Origin of the sequence: Sphingopyxis sp. Geo25 (assembly GCF_949769135.1) — a bacterium.
Taxonomy (GTDB): domain Bacteria; phylum Pseudomonadota; class Alphaproteobacteria; order Sphingomonadales; family Sphingomonadaceae; genus Sphingopyxis.
Genome location: NZ_CATKOZ010000006.1, coordinates 177,591 through 201,275, shown reverse-complemented (window position 1 = coordinate 201,275; position 23,685 = coordinate 177,591). Strand labels below are relative to the sequence as shown.

17 protein-coding genes and 1 tRNA gene are annotated in these 23,685 nt (G+C 64.6%); 8 read left to right on the top strand and 10 right to left on the bottom strand.

Translation table 11 applies throughout. The features are described 5' to 3' along the window. The 3 genes from QOL68_RS15780 to QOL68_RS15770 all read left to right on the top strand — a co-directional run. Positions 1-1,800: DNA methyltransferase (locus QOL68_RS15780; protein ID WP_282949900.1), on the top strand; the 1,800-nt coding region annotated here is incomplete at its 5' end. 5 nt (positions 1,801-1,805) lie between these two features. Beyond that, the gene (locus QOL68_RS15775) at positions 1,806-4,607 is read left to right on the top strand and encodes a BPTD_3080 family restriction endonuclease (RefSeq protein WP_282949901.1); all 2,802 of its coding nucleotides are present in this window, start codon (positions 1,806-1,808) and stop codon (positions 4,605-4,607) included. A gap of 406 nt (positions 4,608-5,013) precedes the next feature. Beyond that, positions 5,014-5,088 (top strand) — tRNA-Thr (locus tag QOL68_RS15770). 30 nt (positions 5,089-5,118) lie between these two features. Here QOL68_RS15770 and QOL68_RS15765 read toward each other — a convergent pair. From QOL68_RS15765 to QOL68_RS15735, 7 genes are all read right to left on the bottom strand, one after another. Continuing rightward, positions 5,119-6,273 carry an acyl-CoA dehydrogenase family protein gene (locus QOL68_RS15765; protein ID WP_282949902.1) on the bottom strand — a complete coding sequence of 385 codons (1,155 nt, stop codon included), beginning with the start codon at positions 6,271-6,273 and terminating at the stop codon, positions 5,119-5,121. Positions 6,274-6,286: 13 nt separating this feature from the next. Further along, positions 6,287-7,135, bottom strand: coding sequence for an HTD2 family dehydratase (locus QOL68_RS15760; RefSeq protein WP_282949903.1), 849 nt, complete (start codon positions 7,133-7,135; stop codon positions 6,287-6,289). Further along, positions 7,135-8,730: an acyl-CoA dehydrogenase family protein gene (locus tag QOL68_RS15755; protein ID WP_282949904.1), complete on the bottom strand. Its 1,596-nt coding sequence runs from the start codon at positions 8,728-8,730 to the stop codon at positions 7,135-7,137. The genes QOL68_RS15760 and QOL68_RS15755 overlap by 1 nt, the downstream gene beginning before the upstream one ends. Before the next feature lie 153 nt (positions 8,731-8,883). Beyond that, positions 8,884-10,098 (bottom strand): acetyl-CoA C-acetyltransferase, encoded by a 1,215-nt coding sequence (locus tag QOL68_RS15750; RefSeq protein WP_282949905.1) that lies wholly within the window; start codon positions 10,096-10,098, stop codon positions 8,884-8,886. A gap of 154 nt (positions 10,099-10,252) precedes the next feature. After that, entirely contained in the window at positions 10,253-11,449 is a 1,197-nt protein-coding gene (locus QOL68_RS15745; protein ID WP_282949906.1) for a CoA transferase, read from the bottom strand. Positions 11,450-11,668: 219 nt separating this feature from the next. Continuing rightward, on the bottom strand, positions 11,669-12,835 hold the full coding sequence (locus QOL68_RS15740; RefSeq protein WP_282949907.1) for an acyl-CoA dehydrogenase family protein: 1,167 nt from the start codon (positions 12,833-12,835) through the stop codon (positions 11,669-11,671). A gap of 10 nt (positions 12,836-12,845) precedes the next feature. After that, positions 12,846-13,763 (bottom strand): SDR family NAD(P)-dependent oxidoreductase, encoded by a 918-nt coding sequence (locus QOL68_RS15735; protein WP_282949908.1) that lies wholly within the window; start codon positions 13,761-13,763, stop codon positions 12,846-12,848. 106 nt (positions 13,764-13,869) lie between these two features. Between QOL68_RS15735 and QOL68_RS15730 the strand changes: the two genes are divergently transcribed. Both QOL68_RS15730 and QOL68_RS15725 read left to right on the top strand, forming a co-directional pair. After that, a complete protein-coding gene (locus tag QOL68_RS15730) occupies positions 13,870-14,610 on the top strand; it encodes a helix-turn-helix domain-containing protein (protein ID WP_282949909.1) in 741 nt (246 codons plus the stop codon). 76 nt (positions 14,611-14,686) lie between these two features. Next, on the top strand, positions 14,687-15,919 hold the full coding sequence (locus QOL68_RS15725) for an NAD(P)/FAD-dependent oxidoreductase (RefSeq protein WP_282949910.1): 1,233 nt from the start codon (positions 14,687-14,689) through the stop codon (positions 15,917-15,919). Here QOL68_RS15725 and QOL68_RS15720 read toward each other — a convergent pair. Then, positions 15,916-16,548 (bottom strand): DUF4126 domain-containing protein, encoded by a 633-nt coding sequence (locus tag QOL68_RS15720; protein ID WP_058457251.1) that lies wholly within the window; start codon positions 16,546-16,548, stop codon positions 15,916-15,918. The two genes, QOL68_RS15725 and QOL68_RS15720, sit on opposite strands and share 4 nt — an antisense overlap. Before the next feature lie 121 nt (positions 16,549-16,669). Here QOL68_RS15720 and QOL68_RS15715 point away from each other — a divergent pair, with 121 nt between their 5' ends. After that, on the top strand, positions 16,670-17,461 hold the full coding sequence (locus QOL68_RS15715) for an NUDIX hydrolase (protein ID WP_282950022.1): 792 nt from the start codon (positions 16,670-16,672) through the stop codon (positions 17,459-17,461). A gap of 175 nt (positions 17,462-17,636) precedes the next feature. Next, positions 17,637-17,864, top strand: a complete 228-nt coding sequence (locus QOL68_RS15710) for a hypothetical protein (protein ID WP_058457253.1) — start codon at positions 17,637-17,639, stop codon at positions 17,862-17,864. A 147-nt stretch (positions 17,865-18,011) separates the two neighbouring features. Here the strand turns inward: QOL68_RS15710 and QOL68_RS15705 are convergent, their stop codons facing one another. Then, the gene (locus tag QOL68_RS15705; RefSeq protein ID WP_282949911.1) at positions 18,012-18,869 is read right to left on the bottom strand and encodes a carbon-nitrogen hydrolase family protein; all 858 of its coding nucleotides are present in this window, start codon (positions 18,867-18,869) and stop codon (positions 18,012-18,014) included. A gap of 86 nt (positions 18,870-18,955) precedes the next feature. On the opposite strand from QOL68_RS15705, the gene QOL68_RS15700 reads away from it, so the two are divergent. Continuing rightward, entirely contained in the window at positions 18,956-21,892 is a 2,937-nt protein-coding gene (locus tag QOL68_RS15700) for a M16 family metallopeptidase (protein ID WP_282949912.1), read from the top strand. A gap of 2 nt (positions 21,893-21,894) precedes the next feature. Here the strand turns inward: QOL68_RS15700 and QOL68_RS15695 are convergent, their stop codons facing one another. Beyond that, the gene (locus tag QOL68_RS15695) at positions 21,895-23,664 is read right to left on the bottom strand and encodes a cation:proton antiporter domain-containing protein (RefSeq protein WP_282949913.1); all 1,770 of its coding nucleotides are present in this window, start codon (positions 23,662-23,664) and stop codon (positions 21,895-21,897) included. Positions 23,665-23,685 lie beyond the last annotated feature (21 nt).

Genomic DNA, 23,685 nt, shown 5'->3' with positions numbered 1-23,685 from the left:
CTAACAAAGTCGGGCGCGCGGATGTTTGCGTTGCAGCCTGCCATCTCAGCTGGCTTCAACAACAGTACTACAGTTGAAATAAACTTCAACAATATGCCGTATCATCCTGGCATGACCCGCCAGTGGAAATATACGGTTCCAGGAATGCATCGTATCCATCGCGCTGGACGCTTCGCTCTGCTGGAAAAGATGATTTATTATCGCAGATACGTTGATGATTTTCCAGCATATGCCATTGGAAATAACTGGACTGATACACAAGACCGCTTGTCAAAGTTTTATGTTGTTCAAACGGTGCCAAAGGTTATTGAACGCTGCTTGTTGATGACCACCGATCCCGGTGATTTGGTGCTCGACCCAACGTGCGGATCTGGAACGACCGCGTTTGTCGCTGAAAAATGGGGACGCCGGTGGATAACGTGCGACACCAGCAGGGTCGCTGTCACACTTGCCAAGCAGCGCTTGATGACTGCAAGCTTTGACTATTACCACCTGCGCTATCCTCACGAAGGACTGGGCGGCGGGTTTGTGTACGACACCGTGCCGCATATTATGTTGCAAAAAATCGCGAACAACCCGGACATTGATACGATCTACGACGAGCGCCACCCCGCCATCGCTTCGGCTCTTGAGGCGCTCAACAAGGCGCTGATCGCTAATCCTCCTTCAACGTTGAAACCCGATCAGGGGAACCGAAAGGGCAAGAGCATCGACTTTGCGTCGGGCATGGCACTTGAGGAGTGGGAGGTCCCTTTCCGGAGTGCACCTGATTGGCCAGATGATGCCAAAGTTGCTCTAGCATCTTTCCACTCGGCTAAGCAGGCAATGCAGGCGGAGATGGATAGGTGCATTAGCGCACATGCAGATCAGGAAACCTTATACGACAAGCCTCAGGTAGACAAAAGCCGTCTGCGCATCACCGGCCCATTTTCAGTCGAAGCAGTGCCTGCGCCAACCGTGCTTTCGTTGGATGAGTCAGGCTCACCGGCTGAAGCTGATGCAACGATCGCACGTTCGGGCGAAACATCCCGGCAGACGCAGTGGCGCGACGAATTGATCCGCACCGGCATCCGCGCCAAGGGTGGGGCCATACTGAAGTTCACAGACCTTGAGGCCATCCCCGGTGTCAAGCATCTCCATGCGTCCGGTACGCTGGACAGCGGGGAACGTGTCGTCGTCAGCTTTGGCCCTGAGCACGCAGCTCTTGAACAGAAGCAGGTTGAGCGCGCCATCGAGGATGCCCAGACTCTCGTGCCCAAGCCGAAGTTCGTGGTTTTCTGCGCTTTCACCTTCGACCCTGAAGCGGCGAAGGATATTGACGAACTCAACTGGCCCGGCGTCACCCTGCTCAAGGCCCAGATGAACACCGACCTGCTGACCGAGGACCTGAAAAAGGCCCGGTCGTCGAACCAGTCGTTCTGGCTGATGGGGCAACCGGAAATCGAACTGAAGCAGGTTGGTGATAACTGGCAGGTGGAGGTCCACGGCTTCGACTATTTCGATCCCCGCGAAGGCACGCTGGTGTCGGGTGGTAAATCGAAGATCGCAATGTGGTCACTCGACACCGACTATGACGGGCGAAGCCTGATGCCACATCAGGTTTTCTTCCCGATGGCCGGTGCCAAGGACGGCTGGAATCGCCTGAAGAAGACGATCCGGGCCGAACTGGATGAGGACCTGCTGGAGCAATTCCACGGCACAGTCTCCCTGCCGTTCGAGGCGGGTGACCATCACCGGGTCGCGGTCAAGATCGTGGATGATCGGGGCATCGAGTCACTCAAGATCATGAACTTGGAGTGACGACGGTGGCAAAGTCCCAGGACGACAAACCAAAGTCGCTCATCATCAATACGCCCTTCGGGTGCCCGCAGCAGCATTGGGCTCCTAAGTCGGACGGCACGCTAGAAATCATCCCCGAGCGCCGCTCAGCCAGCTACGACGTGTTCGACGCGAGGAACAACACCCGGCGAACAGAGAAGCTGGAACTGGTTGAGACGATCCGAGGTCGGGTCGATCAATGGCGCGAGGCTGGCTATCCCGGGGTGACCATCGTCACCCGACGTCTGCTTGAACACTGGCATGACAACACGGCGCGGGAGTACCCGTTCTACTTCTGTCAGCTGGAAGCGATCGAGACGCTGATCTGGTGCATTGAAGCGGCGGAAGAATACAAGCAGGGTATATATGTGCCCGGCGATGGCGGGCCGTGGCAACGCCTGTGCAACAAGATGGCAACCGGTGCGGGAAAGACCACGGTGATGGCGATGATCATCACGTGGCAGGTGCTCAACGCCCTGACCTACCCAAAGCGGAACAAGGATTTCAGTCGGGCCATTTTTATCGTCGCGCCCGGCCTAACGGTGAAGGGGCGGCTTCAGGTTCTGATCCCCAGCGCAGGCAGCTATTACGACGAGTTCAACCTGTGCCCATCAGAGGCGCTGAGGCAGAAACTCAATCAGGCAGTGATCCTGATTGAGAACTGGCACACGCTCATGCCTGCCTCGGAGCCAAAGCGTTCGGTGGTCAAGAAGGGCGCGGAAACCGACGAGGCTTTTACCCGCCGCGTTCTCGGCAAGCTCGCCGTCTTTAAGGATATCGTCGTCATCAACGATGAGGCCCACCACGCCTACCGGAAGCCCGCTGAGGTTAAGATAAGCAAGAAACAGGCGGAGGAAGCCGGGATCGACCTCGACGAGGCCACTCGCTGGATCGAGGGGCTGGACCGGCTGCATAAGACCCGCCGTATTCAGCGTTGCTTTGACCTGTCGGCCACACCGTTTGCGCCTACGGGTAAGGCCAGCACCGATACTGCACTGTTCGAATGGATCGTTTCAGATTTCGGCCTGAATGACGCAATTGAGGCTGGGCTGGTCAAGACGCCGCGCGTAGTAGTGCGGGACGATGCTATGCCCGACGCCAAGACCATGCGGTCCAAGCTCTATCATATCTATCGCGATCCAGCCGTGGCGGAAGACCTGAACCGTAGGGCTGAGCCACACGAGGCGCTGCCGAAGCTGGTGAAGGACGCATACACCATCCTTGGCGCCGACTGGCGCGCAACAGCTAAGCAGTGGGCCGACAGCAAGCACCATTCACCCCCGGTCATGTTGACTGTATGCAATCGGACGGAAACTGCGGCGCGTGTCGAGCACTTCTTCAATCATGGTGACTGCCACTGGCCGGAACTTCAGGCTCCTGGCAGAACCTTGCGCGTGGACTCCCGCGTCATGGAGAAAGCCGAGGTTGGCGAGACGGCCAGTGCGGACAAGGGATATGAGGCTCGGCTGGAGCAGGTGATCGATGAGGCCGCGATCCCCGAAACAAAAAAGGAACGCCTCCTAGCGATGAAGAAGGAGGAACTGCTCCGCGAGATCGTCGACAACGTCGGCAAGCGCGGTGGCGCCGGTCAGAACTTGCAGACGGTGATTTCGGTCGCCATGCTCTCCGAAGGCTGGGACGCGAAGAACGTCACCCACATCATGGGCCTGCGGGCGTTCACGTCGCAGTTGCTGTGCGAGCAGGTTATCGGTCGAGGGCTGCGCCGTGTCGGTTATGACAAAGATGAGAACGGGCTGTTCCTGCCGGAATACGTTAACGTTTTCGGTGTCCCGCTTTCGATCTACGAGCCGGGCGAAGGTGGCGATGCCCCGCCTCCGCCGAAGCCCAGCACTCAGATTGACGTGGTGCCGGATCGTGCCTCGCTTGAACTGAAGTGGCCCAACGTTCTGCGCATCGAGACGGTGGTGAAGCCGGAATTGACGGTGGATTGGGCGAAAGTCGAGCCATTGACCCTCGATCCGGTTGCCACAGTCATCAGCGCCGAGATCGCCCCCGCTCTAGGCGGCGCGGCGGACATGAGCAAGGTGACGGCCATCGACCTGTCCTTGCTGCCAGAGGAATTCCGTCTTCAGCGGCTGACATTCGTTGCTGCCCGCAAGGCGTTCGCCGAACTGAAGGCCAACTTCAAGGGCAACGAGGAATTCCTCGTATTCCAGCTTATCCGGCTGGTTGAGACCTTCCTGCGATCAGACCAGATCGACATTCCGTCGCTGTTCCATAGCGATCCGGTCCGCCGTCGTATCCTCATCGCGCTGAATATCGACCTGATCGTCCGGCACGTTCTCCGGTTCGTCAGCGAGCAGAATACGACCGCCCTAACCCCCGTGTTCGACGAAGAGAACCCGATCGGTAGTACCGGTCAGATGCGAGCGTGGTACACCACAAAGCCCAACATGCCGACCGGAAAGTCCCACATCAGCCATGTGGTTGGTGACTCAGCGTGGGAGCAATACGCTGCCAACGTGTTTGAGGGCCGGGACGATGTGATCGCCTATGCCAAGAACGATCATCTGAGTTTCCAGATTCATTACCTCTGGCAGGGATCGCGCCGCCGCTACATCCCCGATTTCATTGTCAGGCTGGCGAACGGGAAAACACTGGCGCTCGAGATCAAGGGAACGGACAGCCAGCAGAATAAGGCCAAGCGCGAGGCTCTCGATGAGTGGGTTCGGGCTATCAATTCTACGGGTGGGTTCGGGCGATGGTCATGGGACGTGGCGTTTGATCCTGCGCAAGTGCACGATCTTGTCGCCAAACATGCGTCCTGACGACAACCGCTTCCCTAACTGGGCGGCGTGCCGTGACTGGCTCGTGGAAAACTAGCGTTCGTCAAGCAGCCAAGCGTTACCTATGCCGCATTAGTTCGGGGCGGGCTCTCGCGGACGGTTAGCGCAAATGCTCGAAGCGCTACGCATTAGTCAATCGCACCGTGTTGGGGCTGGATTGGCGCCAATTTACCTACCTCGTGGTGGAGCCTTTGGCGGGCGCGATTGCGCGATACTACCTGGAATGATATGCGGGGCTGCGAGCGTTGCTGAGACCGCCAACACTCGAACCACTCCACAAAATCTTGACGCGGGCCAACGAAGGGGCCATCATTTTGCATGTCGAAGGGAAATAAATTTCTTTTCAAAATCATATACTTAACTATTGATTCCTCTTCTGGGCACCAGTGCCGCTTTAGCTCAGTTGGTAGAGCACATCATTCGTAATGATGGGGCCACAGGTTCGAGTCCTGAAGCGGCACCATAGCTTCCCCAAATTCTCCGCGCGTCCTGCTCAGAAGCTCTTGGGGAGTTTCAACACATGCGTCGCGACGTGGCTCAGGATCAGGTTCGTGCTGATCGGCGCGACCTGATAGAGGCGCGTTTCGCGGAACTTGCGTTCGATGTCATATTCCTCGGCGAAGCCGAAGCCGCCGTGCGTCTGGATGCACATGTCGGCGGCGAACCAGCTTGCCTCCGACGCAAGCATTTTCGCCATGTTGGCTTCGGTGCCGCAAGGCTCGCCCGCCTCGAACATCGCCGCCGCCTTGTCGACCATCGCCGCGGCCGCCGAAATCTGGACGTGCGCGCGCGCGATCGGGAACTGGATGCCCTGATTCTCCCCGATCGGGCGCCCGAATACCTCGCGCCCCGAGGCGTAGGCGGCGGCGCGGTCGATAAAGAAGCGGCCGTCGCCGATGCATTCGCTGGCGATCAGGATGCGCTCGGCATTCATGCCGTCGAGAATATAGCGGAAGCCCTTGCCTTCCTCCCCGATCAGGTTTGCGGCGGGAACGCGGAGGTCGTCGAAGAAAAGCTCGGTCGTCGCATGGTTGAGCATCGTGCGGATCGGCCGGATGGTGAGGCCGTTGCCAACCGCCTCGCGCATGTCGACGAGCAGCACGCTCATTCCGTCGGACGATTTCTGGACCTGATCGCGCGGGGTGGTACGGACGAGCAGCACCATCAGGTCGCTGTGCTCGGCGCGGCTGATCCAGATCTTCTGGCCCGAAACGATATAATCGTCGCCGTCGCGGCGCGCGAAGGTCTTGATCCGCGTCGTGTCGGTGCCGCTCGTCGGTTCGGTGACGCCGAAGGCCTGCAGGCGAAGCGCCCCGCTCGCGATGCCGGGCAGGTAGCGCGCCTTCTGCTCGGGCGAGCCGTGCTTCAGGATCGTCCCCATCGTGTACATCTGCGCGTGGCAGGCGCCGCCGTTGCAGCCCGAACGATGGATCTCCTCGAGGATCGCGGTCGCCGCCGACAGGCCGAGCCCGGCGCCGCCATATTCTTCGGGCACGAGCACCGACAGGAAACCCGCTTCGGTCAGGGTACGGACGAAGTCGGTCGGATAGATGCGGTCGCGGTCGAGCGCCTGCCAATAGCTGCCGGGGAATTCGGCGCACAGGCGGCGAACGGATTCGCGAATTTCGGGGTGCAATGGTTCGGACATCGATATTTCTCTTTCAGTTGGCCGTCGCCGCCATCACCTGTCGGCCATCGGCGGCAAAAGCGGCGAGGGCGATGGTGTCGTCGTCGCGACGAAGGACGAGATGGAGCGGATCACCGCAGATCGCGGGGGACAGGCCGCGGAAGGCGAAGCGTTGGAGCATGTTGTCCCCGAGATGTAGCGCCGCAAGGTCGAGCAGGAGCGTCGCGGTGAGTGGGCCGTGGACGACGAGGCCGCGGTAGCCCTCTTCGTGGGTCGCATAGGGCAGGTCGTAATGAATGCGGTGGCTGTTGAAGGTCAGCGCCGAGTAACGGAACAGCAGCGCTTCGGACGGGACGAGCATCCGGTGCGCGTCCCAGCCCGATGCGTCGAACTTGCCCTCGCCGGGCGGGGGAGGGGTAGCGGGAGCGCCGGCGGGCGCGGGCTCGCGGAAGACGATCGACTGGATTTCGCGCACCGCGAGGGCGCCGTCGCCGTGGGTCTCGTGCGCGACCTCGGCGAAGACGAGCTTGCCGGTGCCGCCCTGTTTTTCGGTGATCGAGGCGACGCGCGAACTGCGCATGATCGACTGGCCGGGGCGCAAGGGCGTCAGGAATTCGACCTTGCTCGCCGCCCACATGCGCCGTGGCAGGGGGATGGGGGGCAGGAAACTGTCGTCGCTGTCCCCGCGCACCGGATGGCCGTCGGCGCCGAGGATCGCGGTCGGAGCGTCGGGGAGGCAGAGGCACCAGTGATAGGCTTGGGGGACGCTGCCGTCGGCGGGCGCGGCGCGGTCGAGCGTCGCGAGCCAGCGGCTCACGGCGGCAGGTTCGATATGGTCGTGGCGGATGTCCTCGCGGCCGATCCATGCACTCCAGTCGTTCATCAATTGCGTCCTCCGGTCAGTCCGCGCGCGATCACCTGCGCCTGAATCTCGGCTGCGCCCTCGAAGATGTTGAGGATGCGCGCGTCGCAGAGGATACGGCTGATCTCATACTCAAGGGCATAGCCGTTGCCGCCATGGATCTGCAGCGCGGCATCGGCGTTCGACCAGGCGGCGCGCGCGCCGAGCAGCTTCGCCATGCCGGCCTCGATATCGCAGCGCTTGCCCGAATCCTTGGCGCGCGCGGCCGCGTAGCTCAACTCGCGCGCGGTGATGAAATCGACAAGGCTCATCGCGAGTTTGTCCGACACGCGCGGGAAATGGACGATCGCCTTCCCGAACTGCTTGCGGGTTAGTGCATAGTCGAGCCCGAGTTCGAGCGCGCGGCGCGCGACGCCGACGGCGCGCGCGGCGGTCTGGATGCGGGCGCCCTCGAAGGTGCGCATCAGCTGCTTGAAGCCTTGCCCCTCCTCGCCGCCGAGCAGCGCGTCGGCGGGTGCCGTAAGCCCCTCGAACTGCAGCGCATATTCGCGCATCCCGCGATAGCCGAGTACCTCGATCTCGCTGCCGGTCATCCCGGCGGCGGGAAAGGGATCGGTCTCGGTCCCGCGCGGCTTGGGGACGAGCAGCATCGACAGGCCGGCATAGCCCTTCGCATCGGGCAGGGTGCGGGCGAGCAGGGTCATCAGGTCCGAGCGCGCGGCGTGGGTGATCCAGGTCTTCGCGCCGTCGATGATCCAGCGGTCGCCCTCGCGACGCGCCTTGGTTTGCAGCGCGCCGAGGTCGGAGCCGACGTCGGGTTCGGTGAACACCGCCGTCGGCAGGATCTCGCCGCTGGCGATCCGCGGCAGCCATTCGGTCTTTTGCGCGTCGGTGCCGCCCATCGCGATCAATTCGCCCGCAATCTCCGACCGCGTGCCGAGCGACCCGGCGCCGATCCAGCCGCGCGACAATTCCTCGGTGACGATGCACATGACGAGCTTGCCGAGACCGAGGCCTCCATATTCTTCGGGGATGCAGACGCCGAAGGTACCGAGCTCGGCCATCGCCGCCACCGTCGTATCGGGGATCAGGTCGTTCGCGAGGTGCCAAGCGTGGGCGTGCGGGATGATCGCGGCGTCGGTGAAGCGGCGATACTGGTCGCGGATCGCGTCGAGGTCGGCATCGTGTAGCGTCTCGCTCGGCCAATGGCCTTCGGCGAGCGCGGCGGCGACGCTGGCGCGGGTCGTGGCGTGGTCGGTATTCAGCAGGTCGGCGCAGGCGTCGGCAAGCGTGCGGGCTGCGGCGGTGAGGCCGAGGTCGGCGGGGCGGAAGATTTCGTTCTGCCCCATCGGCAAGCCGCCGGTCAGCTGGCCGATGCTTTCGGCGAAAGCGAGGGCGGCGATTTTGTCGTCGAGGGGATTGGAGTTCTGGCCGGACTCGTACCACGCGAGCGTTGCTTCGAGCGCAGCAACGGTGGTCGCGACCCATGCGAAGCCGTGCGCGGCGCGTTGTTCGCTGTCGATCGGCCTTGCAGTCAGTCGCTCGGCAAGCGCAGCCTGCGCTGCGCCGCGATAGGCCTGCGCTGCGATCAGAGCGCCGTTCAGATCCGCACGCATCGTCAGAGCCTGCCTCCTATTCCTTCGTCACCCCGGACTTGATCCGGGGTCCATGCCATCGGCGGCGCAATGGACCCCGGATCAAGTCCGGGGTGACGAGGAAGAAGGGCTTGTTCCAATTTGATCGCCTGTTCCTTGCCCATTCACACCTGCTCAGGCGGCGCGCTCGAAGATCGCGGCGATGCCCTGACCACCGCCGATGCACATGGTTTCAAGGCCGTAGCGGCCGTCCCTGCGGACGAGTTCGCGCGTCAGGTTGGCGAGGATGCGGCCGCCCGTCGCACCGATCGGGTGGCCGAGCGAGATGCCCGAGCCGTTGACGTTGAGGATTTCGTTCCGGCTGTCGTCGTCGCTCCAGCCCCAACCCTTGAGCACCGCGAGCACTTGCGGCGCGAAGGCTTCGTTGAGTTCGACGAGGTCGATGTCGCCCCAGCCGAGGCCGTTGCGCGCGAAGAGGCGTTCGACTGCGGGGACGGGGCCGATGCCCATGCGGCTGGGGTCGCAACCCGCGGCGGCCGAGCTGTGGTACCAGGCAATGGGGGTCAGGCCGAGTTCGTCGAGCTTGTCCTCGGCGACGACGAGGCACGCGGCAGCGGCGTCGTTCTGCTGGCTCGCGTTGCCTGCGGTGACGACGCCGCCTTCGAGTGCCTTGAGCTTGCCGAGCGATTCGAGCGTCGCGTCGGCGCGGTAGCCCTCGTCATGCGCGAAGACGACGGGGTCGCCCTTCTTCTGCGGGACCGAGACGGGGACGAGTTCGTCGTCGAACAGGCCCTTCGCCCAAGCGGCGGCAGCGCGCTGGTGGCTGCGGACGGCATAGGCGTCGCATGCTTCGCGGCTGATGCCATAGTCCTTGGCGAGATTTTCGGCGGTCTCGATCATGCCGGTGATGACGCCGAAGCGCTCGACCGGCTGCGACATGACGCGGCCGCGCGTCAGCCGGTCATGGAGGGTGAGGTTGCCCGCGCGAATGCCCTTGCGGACGTCGGTCGTATAATGTTCGACGTTCGACATCGATTCGACGCCGCCCGCGACGACGACGTCGGACATGCCGGTCTGGACCATCATCGCGGCGTTGACGACCGCCTGAAGACCCGAGCCGCAGCGGCGATCGAGCTGGTAACCGGGCACCTCGAGCGGCAGGCCCGCGGCGAGCCACGACCAGTGGCCGATCGCGGGGGCTTCGGCATTGCCGTAGCCTTGCGAAAAGACGACGTCGTCGACGCGCGTGGGATCGATCTTCGTGCGCTCGATCAGCGCCTTCAGGATGACGGCGCCGAGATCGCCGGCGGTGATCGACGAGAGCGCGCCGCCGAACTTGCCGACGGCGGTGCGGATCGGGGCGACGATGGCGGCGCGGCGAAGGGTCATTTTCTAATCTCCAAACATAAATTGCGTGTGCCCCCGCGAAGGCGGGGGTCCATCACCTGCCCTCTCAGCCCTCAGCAACCCCTGGCCGGCATCGCAAGGATCGGATGATGGGCCCCCGCCTTCGCGGGGGAACAGGAAGGGGGAGTGGGGCAATTCAGCCGGCACCGACGATACCGGCATCGATCAGGCGGGCGATTTCGCCCGAGGAGAGCGAAAGGCGCGAGGACAGTATTTCTTCGCTGTGCTGGCCGTTGCGCGGCGCAGGGCGCGGGGGCTCGCGGTCCGCCTGCGGGATGGTGGCGAAGGCACCCGCGGCGGGATAGACGAAACCGCTGGGGTTCGGCGCTTCGCCGAAAATCGGGTTGTTCGCCACGAGCGCCGGGTCGTTCGCGGCGTCGAGCATCGTGCGATAGGGCGAATGGACGATCCCGCCCGCGTCGAAGGCGGCGGCGAGATCGGCATGGTCGCGGCTCGCGATCGCCTGTTCGAACAAGGGATAGAGGGCATCGCGGTGGTCGAAGCGGAGGCCATCGTCCCTGGCGAAGGACACGCCGCGCGCGCTTTCGATGCTCGCGATGGCATCGCCGAGGTTCAGCGCCGCCACCAGATTGGCCCACTGGCGCGGGGTGACGACCACGATCATCGTCCGCGCGCCATCGCGGGTCACGAAGTCGCGGCCGAAGAGGCCATAGACCGCATTGCCGAGCCGCGGGCGATTCTCGCCCGAGTAAAGGACTTCGGCGATACCCCCGAGATTGGCGACGGTGCCAATCGCGACATCGGACAGGGGGATGCGCACCTCGCCGCCTTCGCCGCTGACGCTGCGCCGCTGGATCGCCGCGAGCAATGTGAAGGCGGCATAGGCGCCGGTGAGCAGATCCCACGCGGGCAGCACATGATTGACGGGTTCGGGCCCCGCGCCGGTGAGCATCGGATAGCCGACGCTATTGTTCACCGTGTAGTCGAGCGCGGGCGAGCCGTCGGCCCAGCCCATCACGCGGACGGTGATCAGATCGGGGCGGCCCTCGGCGAGCTTGGCGTGCGAGAGGAAGCCGTCGACCGGAAAGTTGGTGATGAACTGGCCGGTGGCGCGGACCAGCTCCTGTAACAATTCGCGCCCCTCGGGCCGGGAAAGATCGAGCGCGACCGACTTCTTCGCGCGGTTGAGGTTTTCCCAATAGAGCGAGTTGTTCTCCGATGTCACCGGCCAGCGCCTAAAATCCGGACCGCCGCCGATCTGGTCGACGCGGATCACCTCGGCGCCGAACTGCGCGCAATAGAGCCCGGCCGTGGGCGAGGCGACAAAGGAGGAGGCTTCGATCACCGATAGGCCGGAGAGGAGGTTATACATGGACCGGGCCCACACCCCCTGTGTTCCCCCGCGAAGGCGGGGGTCCATCACCCGAGCTATCGTCTTGCCATCGCCGTCCGCCAAATAACGCGAGGGTAGGTGATGGCCCAGTATCGGGTTGAACTTGCCCCGCATGTTCAAGGATCGTCCGGGGGACGATCCGACCCGACACTCCTTCGCGAGGGAACACGCTGGGAAGGGATTGGGAGAAAATCACCCTCACGCCGCCGCGAATTCGCGCAGCATATGCTTGGCGATCTGGAGCTGCAGGATCTGCGTCGTGCCTTCGTAGATGCGATAGATGCGCGCATCGCGAAAGAAGCGTTCGGCGTCATATTCGGCGAGATAGCCGGCGCCGCCATAGACCTGGACGCAGGCGTCGACGACGCGGCCGCACATTTCGCTGGCGAAGACCTTGAACGCCGCCGCCTTGCGCAGGACATTCTCGCCGGCGTCGGCGCGGCGCGTGACGTCCTCCATCATGCATTCGGCGGCGTAGATGTCGATCTCGCTCTGCGCGAGCATCTGCTGGATCAGCTGGAAGTTCGCGATCGGCTCGCCGAACGCCTTGCGCTCGGTCGCGTAGCGCACCGCGCTGTCGAGCGCGCGGCGGGCGTAGGCGGTCGCCGCGGCGCCGACCGACATGCGGCCGTTGTCGAGGCTCATCATCGCATAGGCGAAGCCCTTGCCGAGCTCGCCGCCGAGCAGCGCCTCGCCGCCGACGCGGACATCGTCCATCACGACGTCGGCGATATGGCTGCCCGACTGGCCCATCTTCTTGTCCGACTTGCCGATCGTGATGCCGGGGACGTCGAAGGGCACGACGAAGGCCGAGACATGCGCGTTCTTCGGCAGATTCTCCTTGCTCGTCCGCGCCATGATCAGGCCGACTTTGGCGAAGGGCGAGTTGGTGATGTAGCGTTTGGTGCCGTTGAGGACCCAGCCGTTGTCGGTCTGCGTCGCGGTGGTCTGCAGCCCCGCTGAATCCGACCCCGATCCGGGTTCGGTCAGCCCGAAGCAGGCGATTTCGCCCGCGGCGACGCGCGGCAGCCATTCGGCCTTCTGCGCCTCGGTCCCGCCATTCTTCAGCGCCGAGGCGAACATGCCGATATTGATCGAGATGATCGAGCGGAACGCCGGCATCGCATAGCTGATCGTGTGGATCGTCTTGATATACTGGCTGACGTTCATTCCCGCGCCGCCATATTCTTCGGGAATCGTCAGGCCGAACAGGCCCATGTCGCGCATTTCGCCGAGGATGTCGTCGGGGATCGCGTCGCTCTCGACGATCTCCTTCTCGGCGGGGAGAAGGCGCTCGCGCACATAGCGCTGAAGCTGTTCGATGAACTGGTCGAAAACATCCGCGTCCATGCCGGGGTTGCTCATGGGCTTTTCCTCAGATCGGGTCGTAGGGGAAGACATGCGCCGACACCTCGTCGGCGCGTGCAAAGGAGGGGCGGAAGGCCGGGATCAGCTCGTTGGCAATCGCTTCGGCGGTCCAGCCTTCGAGCTTCGCCATCGATCGCACGGGACGCGGTTTCGAAAAGAGCGTGATCTCGTTCTTGCGCACGCTGAATATCTGGTTCGTCACATCTTTCGACAGGTCCGATGCGAGGTAGGCGACGAGCGGCGCGATCTTGTCGGCCGACATTTCCTGGATGCGCTTGACGCGCTCCTGCTCGGCGGGGGTCGTCGCGGGGATCGAGGCGGTCATGCGGCTCCACGCGAAGGGGGCGATGCAGTTGGAGCGCACGCCGGCGCGCGCCATGTCGAGCGCGATCGATTGCGACAGCGCGACGACGCCGAGCTTGGCGGCAGAATAGTTCGCCTGCCCGATGTTGCCAATGAGGCCGCTGGTCGAGGTGAAATGGATGAAGCTGCCCGACTGCTGTTCGCGGAACCAGGGCGTCGCGGCCTTCGAGACGTTGAAGACGCCGGTCAGGTTGACCTCGATGACGCTCTTCCAGTCCTCGTAGCTCATCTTGTGCCAGATGGTGTCGCGGAGGATCCCGGCGTTGTTCACGACGGCGTCGATGCGGCCGAATTTAGCTACCGCGTCCTCGATGATGCCCGCGGCTTCCCTGGGGTCGGCGACATTGCCGAAATTGGCGGCAGCCTTGCCGCCTGCAGCGACGATGTCGTTCGCGGTCGTCTCGGCCGGAGCCGCGTCGCCGCCGTCCCCGGTCTGCGCGACACCCGGATCGTTGACGATGACCGCCGCGCCTTGCGCCGCGCAGTGCAGCGCGAGTTCGCGGCCGATGCCGCGCCCGGCGCCTGTTATCGCAACGACCTTTCCGTCGAGGCATCCGCTCATCGTCGCTCTCCCGTTCGATTCGTGTTGGTAGCGCGATATGCCGCCCTTCGCATCATTTCAACATTGAGAATTGATTTTTCATCACGTTGAAAATATTTCAGCGAAGATGACCGGCCCCGTACGCTCTGTTTCGCAAGCCTTCGCGATCCTCCGCCTGCTCGGCGAGGCGGGAGCGCTGACACTGTCCGATATCGGCCGGAGCGTCAGCCTGAGCCCGTCGAGCTGCCTCAATCTCTTGAAAACGCTCGTCGCGGAGGGTGCGATCGAGCGGGAGACGGCGGGCAAACGCTATCGCCTGACCGCGCCGTGGCAGGCCGCCGAGGCGCTACGCGACAGCGCGGGCACGCGGCTTGTCGACCGGGCGCTGCCGCGCATGGCGGCATTCGCGCAAGCAACCGAAGCCGCGGTCGGCCTCTGGAAGATCGTGTCGCGCGACCGGATGCAGCTCGCGGTGCGTGCCGAGAGCGATGCGGGGATGCGACTCAGCCTCGCAGACGACCAGCGCCAGCCGCTCGGCAGCGGCGCGGCGGGACGAGCGATCGCGGCGGTGCAGGGCGTGGGCGAAGGCGAGCTGGCGCGCCGCTATGCGCCGGTCCGTTGGCAGGCCGACCTGCCGTTCGAAACCTATGTGCGGCAGGTCCACGAAGCGGCGGCGCGCGGCTATGCGATCGATCAGGGCTATGCGCATCGCGGGGTGTGGACCGTGGCGGCGGGGACGACGGGCATAGCGCCCGGCTTTTGCCTGTCGGCGTCGGTCGTTGCGGGGTCGCAAAGCGATACCGAGATCGCGGCGCTAGGGGCAAAGCTGATCCTGCTGCGCGACGAGCTGATCCTGCAAGCCGCATAGCCATTGTTTCTTGTACGGCTCTGCCGTGCATGTCAGGGACGCGCGTAAATTGGGCGCATGCCGTAGCGGAGGGATTATGAAATTCGACGTGGTGATCGTGGGGGCCGGGCATGGCGGCGCGCAGGTGGCGGTGATGCTGCGCACGCAGAAGTTCGAGGGCAGCATCGCGATCATCGGCGACGAACCCGAACTGCCCTATGAGCGCCCGCCGCTGTCGAAGGAATATTTCGCGGGCGAGAAGGAATTCGAACGCATCCAGCTTCGCCCCGCCAAATATTGGGACGAACGCGAAGTGACGATGCTGCTCGGCAAGCGTGTCGTGTCGGTCGATCCGTCGGCGCACACGGTGACGACGGACGGTGGCGAGACGATCGGTTATGGCAAGCTTGTCTGGGCGACCGGCGGCAGCCCGCGGATGTTGCCGATCCCCGGCGGCGACCTGCCGGGCGTGCAGGGGGTGCGGACCAAGGCCGATGCCGATGCGATGAAGGCGGCGTCGGAAACAGCAGAGCAGATCGTGGTGATCGGCGGCGGCTATATCGGGCTCGAAGCGGCGGCGGTGCTCAACAAGGCCGGCAAGAAGGTCGTGCTGCTCGAAGCGCTCGACCGCGTCCTCGCGCGCGTCGCGGGGGTCGAGCTGTCGCGCTTCTACGAGAAGGAACACCGCGACCATGGCGTCGACCTGCGGCTCGGCGTCTGCGTCGATGCGATCGAGGGCGAAACGCATGTCACGGGAGTCCGGCTCGCCGACGGCGAGGTCATCCCCGCCGACCTGGTGATCGTCGGCATCGGCATCGTACCCGCGATCGAACCGCTAATCGCGGCGGGCGCTGAGGGCGCGAGCGGTAGCGGGGGCGTGCTCGTCGACCGGCTCTGCAAGACAAGCCTGCCCGATATTTATGCGATCGGCGATTGCGCCGCGCATGTGAACGATTTTGCCGAAGGCGCGACGATCCGGCTGGAATCGGTACAGAATGCCAATGATCAGGCGAATGTCGTCGCGAAGGGCATTGTCGGCGACGAGGCGCCCTATCATGCGATCCCGTGGTTCTGGTCGAACCAGTATGACCTCAAACTCCAGACCGCAGGCCTGTCGACCGGGCACGATCAGGCCGTGCTGCGCGGCGATCCGGCGACGCGCAGCTTCTCGATCGTCTATTTGAAGGCCGGCAAGGTCATCGCCCTCGACTGCGTCAATGCGACCAAGGACTATGTCCAGGGCCGGATGATCGTCACCGCCGGTCTTCACGCCACTCCCGAGCAGCTCGCCGACAGCGAAAAGCCGCTCAAGGAATTGCTGCCCTCCTAAAGCGGGGGCAGGGCGGACTCTGCCGGCTCGTCGCCGAGCGCGCGTTTGAGCGTCGCCTTGATCTTGCGGAGCAGGCGGCGCAGCACGATGATGACGATCACCGCAGCGACCAGCAGCAGGATCGCGATCACGATCGCGAGCGGCGGATAGGCGATTGCGAGCGCGAGGAGGCCGGTCGTCGCGACATCCTCCCCGGTCGACACTGCGGCATTGCTGAAGGGTTCGGGACTGACGTTGACCACCGCGCGCGTCGTCGCCTTGGCGCCGTGGCTGAGCAGCGCGCCGCCGCCGCCGAGCAGGAAGGCGACGACCTGCCAGGCCGGGTCCGAGCTGTCGACGAGCGCCAGCGCGAGCAGCGCACCGCCCAGCGGGCGGACGATGCTGTGGATCGTGTCCCACGCGGTGTCGACCCACGCGACCTTGTCGGCGAGGAATTCGGCCAGCGTCCCGACGCCCGCGATGCCGAGCACCCACGGGTTCGCGAGGATCTGCAACGCCTTCAGATGCTCGGGCAGCGGCAGCCAGCCGAAGTGCATGGCGATCCCGGTCGCGAAAATGGTGAGGTAGAGGCGCCAGCCCGCGAGCAGGCTCAGGCTACCGGCGACACCCAGAATCTCCAATATTCCCATGGCCCTGCTCCCACATCGGCCGGTGCGGATGCGCCGCATCTTGCACGCGGGGAGGGCTCCTCGCAATGGCCCGTCGGTGTCACCAGATGACAAGGCGGCCCGGCACGTTTATCGATTCGGCATGACCGGAATCGCTTCATCATTCGCTCCCGCGCTCCCCGAAGGCGCCATTCCCGCCGCCACGCTCGTGATCATGCGCCCGTCGGCGGGCGGCGGACCCGACGAAATCCTGATGGTCAAGCGATCGAGCAACATGGCCTTTGCGGCGGGTGCGGTAGTGTTTCCGGGCGGTCGTATCGATCCCGACGATTTCACCGTCGCGCAGCGGCACGGATTTGCCGAAGGCGATGCCGATGGCGCCGCGCGGGTCGCCGCGCTCCGCGAAACACTGGAGGAAACGGGGCTTGCGGTCGGCTGGCCGTCGCTTTCCGAGCACGATTCATCGGATGTTCGGAGGGCTCTGCTGGGCGGGGAACTGCTCTCGGACATCCTCGCCGCACGGAACGATCGGGTCGCGCTCGACGCGTTGGTGCCGTTTGCGCGCTGGTGCCCCAATTTCAAGGAAGCGCGAACCTTCGACACGCGCTTTTATGCGGTTTCCGCGCCGCCACACGGCCATGAGCTGACGGTAGAAGAGGCCGAGCACAGCCACATCTTCTGGGCCAGCGCGAAAGGCACGCTGGCGATGGCCGATGCGGGCGAGATATCGATCATTTTCCCGACCCGCAGGAACCTCGAACGACTGTCACAAACCAATGATTTTGAAGAGTTTTCTTTGCACGCCGGGCAGTTCCCGGTCGAGCTGGTAACGCCCTGGATCGAGGAGCGTGACGGCCGCCCCTATCTGTGCATTCCCGACCATCTGGGATACCCCGTGACGAGGGAGGCTTTCGACCGCGTCAGGCGGGGATAAATTGCCACCAATTTGGTGTTTTTTTACTGATTTAGCAAATTCCTAACATTTGTTGGGCACTGGCAAAACGTCGTTGCAATCGCTGGCGACAATGCATAGAAGAACCATGCTGAATCAGGGTGGCTAGGTCCGCTGTGATTCGAGAATACTAGTTTTCCAGTGGACGGAGAATAAGATGAACCTGCTCAAGAAGGCTGCGATCTCCCTCGCAGCAACGTCGATGATCGCGGCACCGGTTGCTGCTTCGGCTGCCCCGGCGGCTCGTGCGACCACCGATCTCGGTGGCGAAAGCGAACTCGAAGGCAGCACCAGCTGGATCATCGCGATCGTTGCTCTGGCTGCTATCGTTGGTGGCATCATCATCGCGTCGGACAACAACGACGACGCGCCGACCAGCCCGTAATAAGGCTGTTTCGACAGTTACCGAAGGGCTCCGGACCATGTCCGGGGCCCTTTGTGTTTTGGGCGATGTAAATTCCGGTTAAGTGCGGGCCGCAATCGGGGGTTCGCTTTTTGTGGCTGGCAGACCCGGCGCCTGTCTTGCCTTTGCCTATAGCGTAATCGAGCGAACCGTCCGCGACCGCGCGAGCGGAATCGCCTGACGGGCTTTCGTGACCGCCTCGGCGTCGATTTCGACCGCAATCAGGTCGAAGCCCTGGTCGCCAGCGCCGCTTTTCGCCGCTGCCTCCGCCAGAACGACGCCCCAGGGATCGACCGCCAGGCTGTGGCCATAGGTCGCGCGGCCGTCGGCATGGACGCCGCATTGCGCTGCGGCGATGACGTGACAGCCGGTCTCGATCGCACGCGCGCGAACGAGCGTATGCCAGTGCGCCTCGCCGGTCGGTACCGTGAAGGCGGCGGGAATGGCGATCACCTCCGCCCCGCCATCGACGAGCGCGCGATAGAGTTCGGGGAAGCGCAAATCATAACAGATGCTGAGGCCCAAACGGCCGATTGGCGTGTCGACGAGCGCGATCGCTTCGCCGCCGGCGTAGGCGGCCGATTCAGTCCATTTCTCGCCCGTCGGCAGGTCGACGTCGAACATGTGGATCTTGTCGTAGCGCGCGCGGATGCTGCCGTCGGCACCAATCACATGGCTGCGGTTGACGCGCTTGCTGCCATCGTCGGACAGCAGCGGCATCGACCCCGAGTGCAGCCATACGCCATGGCGCCGCGCCATGTCCTGCAATGCAACCGGCCAGGGACTGTCGGCTTCGCGGAGGATATGCGCCGCCGACCGCTGACGATCGCGATCGAGCAGCAGCGACATTTCGGGAAGGAAGGCGACCGCCGCGCCATGTTTCGCGGCCTCGCCCAAAGCGCGGTCGATCGCCCGCAGATTGGCGTCGGGGTCGATGCCGCTCGTCATCTGCACGATCGCGGCGAGAGGGGGGAGCTTGGCGTCCATCGCGTCTGGCTAGGCCGAAGCGCGGTGGAGGACAAGCGGCACGAAGTTCAGTGGCCAGCAAGGTTCGAAGGCGATAAGGTGGATGGATGTCCTATTCTCCACGGCTAGTCCCGCTTTCCCCGCTCGCATCGATCCTCATTTCCTGCGCCGCCGCGGCGGGCGTGCTGCTCGCTTCGGTTGCAAGCGCCCAGACCGCGCCGGCGCCTTCGCCCGTCGCCTTGGCGAAGAACGAGAGCTGGCTCTATGCCGGCAGCGACATCCCCCGCGACACCGCGTGGCAGTTCGGGGTGCTTCCCAACGGCGTGCGCTATGCGGTGCGGAACAACGGCGTGCCGCCGGGACAGGTGTCGATCCGCGTGCGGATGGATGTCGGGTCGATGTTCGAGAGCGAGAAGGAACTGGGCTTCGCGCATTTGCTCGAGCATCTGACCTTCCGCGGATCGGAGCATATCCCCGACGGCGAGGCGAAGCGCATCTGGCAGCGGTTCGGGGTGACCTTTGGCAGTGATTCCAATGCACAGACGACGCCGACGCAGACGGTCTATCAACTCGACCTGCCGAACGTGAATGCCGCGACCTTGGACGAGAGCATGAAATTGCTCGCCGGGATGGTCCGCGAACCGCGCATTTCGGACACTGCGGTGACTGCAGAGCGCGGCGTCGTCATGTCCGAGCTGCGCGAATCCGACGGGCCGCAAAAGCGGATCGCGGATATCACCAACGCGCATCTGTTCGCCGGACAGCTTCTGGGCAAGCGGCCGCCAATCGGGACGGTCGCATCGCTGGCGGCGGCAAGCGCGCCGGCAGTGCAGGCCTTCCATGATCGCTGGTATCGGCCCGAGCGTGCGGTCGTCGTGATCGTCGGCGACGGCGACCCCGCCGAGTTCGCGCGGCTGATTGCCAAATATTATGGTGACTGGCGCGGCGATGGGACGCCGCCGGTGCAGCCCGATTTCGGCAAGCCCGACCCCAAGGCGCCGGTCGCGAAAGTGGTGGTCGAACCAAACCAGCCGCTCGCGCTGACGCTGGCGATGATCCGCCCGTGGGTGAAGCGCGTCGATACCGTCGAGAATACGCGGCGGCTCTATCTGGAATTCATCGCGCAGGCGCTCGTCAATCGTCGCCTCGAGAACCGCGCGCGGGCGGGCGGCAGCTATCTCGTCGCGACGGTCGAGCAGCAATATCTGAGCCGGAGCGCCGATGTGACGATGGCGCAGATCGTGCCGCTCAATGACTGGAAAGCGGCGCTCGCCGATGTGCGCGGGGTGATTGCCGATGCCGTCACGACGCCGCCGTCGCAGGCCGACATCGACCGCGAGGCGAACGAGATCGAGGCCTTCCTCGCCAAAGAGCTTGAAAATGCTCGAAACGAGCCCGGCTCGCGGCTGGCCGACGATATGGTGCGCGCGGTCGACATCAACGAGACGGTGACGAGCCCGCAGGGCCAGGTCGACATGTTCAAGGCGATCCGGGCCTCGGCGACACCGAAGGTGATGCTGGCGACGAGCAAGGCGATTTTCGGCGCGCCGGTGACGCGCGTCGTGCTGACGACGCCGACCCCGACGCGCGGTGGCGACGCCGCGCTCGTTGCCGCGCTCGCCGCGCCCGCGAAGATCCGCGATGACCGGGTCGCGACCGCGGCGGTCGACATGAGCCAGCTTCCCGCGATCGGCAAGCCGGGCACGCTGGTCTCGACCGGCGGCCTACCCGGCCTTCGCGCCGAGCGGCTCGAGTTCGCCAATGGCGTGACCGCGCTCGTCTCGAACAACCGCGTCGAGCCCGGCAAGGTGCGCGTCAACGTCCGCTTCGGCACCGGCAACCGCAGCGTTGCCGCCGATGCGCCGAACCTGCTGTGGACCGGCGACTATGCGCTGATGGCGAGCGGGATCGGGCCGTGGGGGCAGAACGAGCTCGACCAGCTGACCAACGGCCGTCAGATCCAGATGAACTTCTCGATCGACGACGACGCGTTCGAGATCGCGGCGGAGAGCAAGCCCGCCGACCTGGCCGACCAGATGAAGCTGATCGCCGGCAAGCTCGCCTTTCCGCGTTGGGATGCCGCGCCGGTCGATCGGCTGCGCGTCGGTTATCTCACCGGCTATGACCTCAACGACGCGACGCCCAACGCGGTGCTCGACCGCAATATGCGCGGCTGGCTGGCGAACGACGACGCGCGCTGGGCGGCGCCCGACAAGGCGCAGATCGCCGCGCTGACGCCCGCTGCCTTTCGCGCCTTCTGGGAACCGCGCCTCGCGAGCGGACCGATCGAGGTCCAGTTGTTCGGCGATCTGTCGACGGTCGATTACAAGAAGATTCTCGCCGAGACGCTCGGCGCGCTGCCCGCGCACCCAGCGATTGCTCCCCCGTCCGGGCAGACGGTCGCCTTCGCCAAGCACAATGTCACGCCGGTCGTCGCCTATCATCGTGGCGAGACCGGGCAGGCGGCGGCGATGACCGCCTGGCCGACCAGCGGCGGACGCGCGGCCCCGCGCGACGCGCAGGGGCTCGACGTGCTGGCGGCGATCTTCAACGACCGCCTGTTCGACCGGCTGCGCGCCGAGCAGGGCGCGAGCTACGGTCCCGCAGTCGACAGCCACTGGCCGACGGGGTTCGAGGGCAGCGGCGGCTATCTGCTCGTCGGCAGCCTGCTGGCGCCGAAGGATGTCGATCGTTTCTACGGCATCGCGCGCGATATCGCCGCCGACCTCGTCGCTAGGCCGGTCAGCGCCGACGAGCTGGCGCGCAACGCCGGCCCGATCCGCGAACAGATCGCGCGCGCATCGACGGGCAACGTCTATTGGATGTTCCTGCTCGAAGGCGCGACCCGCGACCCGCGCGTCGCGGCGGCAGCACTGTCGGTAGAGCAGGACATTTCGGGCATCACCCCGGCCGACATCCAGCGACTCGCGCGCGAATATCTGGTCCCCGCGCGCCAATGGTCGCTCGCGATCCTGCCCAAGGGGATGACGCTCGCCGACGCGGCGGCGCTCGACCGGGCGGCCGCACCGACGGGCGGCCGCTAGGATCAGCTTCCCGGCGTCCGCAGCTTGCTGATGCGCGGCTCGTGATCGAGGTCGCCCTTGGTCATGATGTCATGGCGCATCTTGGCGCGCACATCGTGGATCGACGCGATCACCGGCCCCATCGCGACGCCGAGGTCGATCAGGACCGCCTCGGCGAGCTGTAGCGAGCTTTCGAGCGTTTCGGGCACGGCGTCGTTGGCGCCGGCCTTGTACAGCGCGGCGGCATGATCGGCATCGCGCGCGCGGCTGATGATCGGCAGATCGGGGTGCTTCTGCTTGAGCTGGCGCGTCATGCGGAGCTGCTGCACCGGATCGTCCATCGTCAGCACGATCGCCTGTGCGTTTTCGATCCCCAGTCTGTCGAGCGCCCCCGGGCGGGCGACATCGGCAAACCGAACGACGAAACCGTCCCGCCTTGCGGCGGCGACCGTGTCGATGTCGGCATCGACCGCGATATAGGGTCGGCCATGTTCGCGCAGCAGCTCGGCAACGGTGCGCCCGACGCGCCCGAAGCCCACGATGACCGTGCGTCCCTCGGGTGTCTCCTCGGCCTGGGCGTCGCCCGTCCGCATCTCGATCCGCCGCGCGATGTCGTGCCCGACGCGCGCGAGCAGGGGCGTGATCGTCAGGCCGATCGCGGTGACGAGCTGCCAGAATTCGGCGGTATCGCGGCTGATCAGCTGCGCCTGCAGCGCGGTGGTGAGGACGATCAGGGTGGTTTCGGACGGGCTCGCCATCAGCAGCCCGACCTCGGCCGCGGTGCCGCGCCGGACCTGCCCCGAAAAGCGCAGCAGCGCGGCAGTGACCGCTGCCTTGATCAGCACGACGCCGACCACGGCCGCGATGAGCTCCGGCCACTGGCTGGCGATGGTCTTGAGGTTGAGCCCCATGCCGACGCTGATCAGGAACACCCCGAGCGCCAGCCCCTTGAACGGCGCAGTGATCGCCTCGACCTCGTTATGATACTCGGTCTCGGCAATCATCAGCCCGGCGAGCAGCGCGCCGACGATCGGCGACAGGCCGACCGCGGCGGTCGCGAGCGCGGCGACGATCACGACGAGCAGGCTCGCGGCAAGAAACAGTTCGGGGTCCTTGGCGCGCGCCGCCTGCGCGAAGATTTTCGGCAACAGGAACCAGCCGCCGATCGCAAGCGCCGCAACGACGAGCGCGCCATGCCACAACGTCGTCAGCAGTAGCTCGGCGCTGTCGCCCGATGCGGCCGGCGACAGCGCGGCGAGGATGAAGATGATCGGGACGAGCGCGAGATCCTCGAACAAGAGCATCGAAAAGGAGGCACGCCCAACCGCCGACTTGGTGCCGGCGATCGGCAGCACGAGCGCGGTTGAGGAGAGGGCGAGCGCGATGCCAAGGCCATAGGCGGCGGCAGTCGAATGTTCGCCGAACAGGAGCAAAGCGGTGCCGAGGATCGCGCCTCCGACGAACAGTTCAGCGGCGCCGATGCCGAAGACCAAGGTCCGCAATTGCCAAAGGCGGCGGAACGACAGTTCGAGCCCGATCGAGAAGAGCAGCAGGATGATCCCGAATTCGCCGAACGTCGCGATATCCTCGACCGAGCCGATGGTGACATGTTTCAGCCATGGATAGTCGGCGGCGAGGGCGCCGAGCCCCGACGGGCCGACGAGCAGGCCGACGAGGATGAAGCCGATGACCGGCGAAATCCGGAACCGCGCGAAGGCCGGAATGACGATGCCCGCGGCGCCCAATACGACCAGCGCGTTGCCGATCGCCGAGGTTTCTGTCTCCGATACCATAAGGGCCGACCTTATGCAGGC

What these genes read in the sequence shown, in the direction of transcription:
- QOL68_RS15730 (WP_282949909.1), top strand. Translation starts at nt 13,870, where the DNA reads ATGACCGGCCCCGTACGCTCTGTTTCGCAAGCCTTCGCGATCCTCCGC.
- QOL68_RS15760 (WP_282949903.1), bottom strand. Translation starts at nt 7,135, where the DNA reads ATGAACGACTGGAGTGCATGGATCGGCCGCGAGGACATCCGCCACGAC.
- QOL68_RS15695 (WP_282949913.1), bottom strand. Translation starts at nt 23,664, where the DNA reads ATGGTATCGGAGACAGAAACCTCGGCGATCGGCAACGCGCTGGTCGTA.
- QOL68_RS15765 (WP_282949902.1), bottom strand. Translation starts at nt 6,273, where the DNA reads ATGTCCGAACCATTGCACCCCGAAATTCGCGAATCCGTTCGCCGCCTG.
- QOL68_RS15745 (WP_282949906.1), bottom strand. Translation starts at nt 11,449, where the DNA reads ATGTATAACCTCCTCTCCGGCCTATCGGTGATCGAAGCCTCCTCCTTT.
- QOL68_RS15750 (WP_282949905.1), bottom strand. Translation starts at nt 10,098, where the DNA reads ATGACCCTTCGCCGCGCCGCCATCGTCGCCCCGATCCGCACCGCCGTC.
- QOL68_RS15755 (WP_282949904.1), bottom strand. Translation starts at nt 8,730, where the DNA reads ATGCGTGCGGATCTGAACGGCGCTCTGATCGCAGCGCAGGCCTATCGC.
- QOL68_RS15715 (WP_282950022.1), top strand. Translation starts at nt 16,670, where the DNA reads ATGACCGGAATCGCTTCATCATTCGCTCCCGCGCTCCCCGAAGGCGCC.
- QOL68_RS15740 (WP_282949907.1), bottom strand. Translation starts at nt 12,835, where the DNA reads ATGAGCAACCCCGGCATGGACGCGGATGTTTTCGACCAGTTCATCGAA.
- QOL68_RS15710 (WP_058457253.1), top strand. Translation starts at nt 17,637, where the DNA reads ATGAACCTGCTCAAGAAGGCTGCGATCTCCCTCGCAGCAACGTCGATG.
- QOL68_RS15720 (WP_058457251.1), bottom strand. Translation starts at nt 16,548, where the DNA reads ATGGGAATATTGGAGATTCTGGGTGTCGCCGGTAGCCTGAGCCTGCTC.
- QOL68_RS15705 (WP_282949911.1), bottom strand. Translation starts at nt 18,869, where the DNA reads ATGGACGCCAAGCTCCCCCCTCTCGCCGCGATCGTGCAGATGACGAGC.
- QOL68_RS15735 (WP_282949908.1), bottom strand. Translation starts at nt 13,763, where the DNA reads ATGAGCGGATGCCTCGACGGAAAGGTCGTTGCGATAACAGGCGCCGGG.
- QOL68_RS15725 (WP_282949910.1), top strand. Translation starts at nt 14,687, where the DNA reads ATGAAATTCGACGTGGTGATCGTGGGGGCCGGGCATGGCGGCGCGCAG.
- QOL68_RS15700 (WP_282949912.1), top strand. Translation starts at nt 18,956, where the DNA reads ATGTCCTATTCTCCACGGCTAGTCCCGCTTTCCCCGCTCGCATCGATC.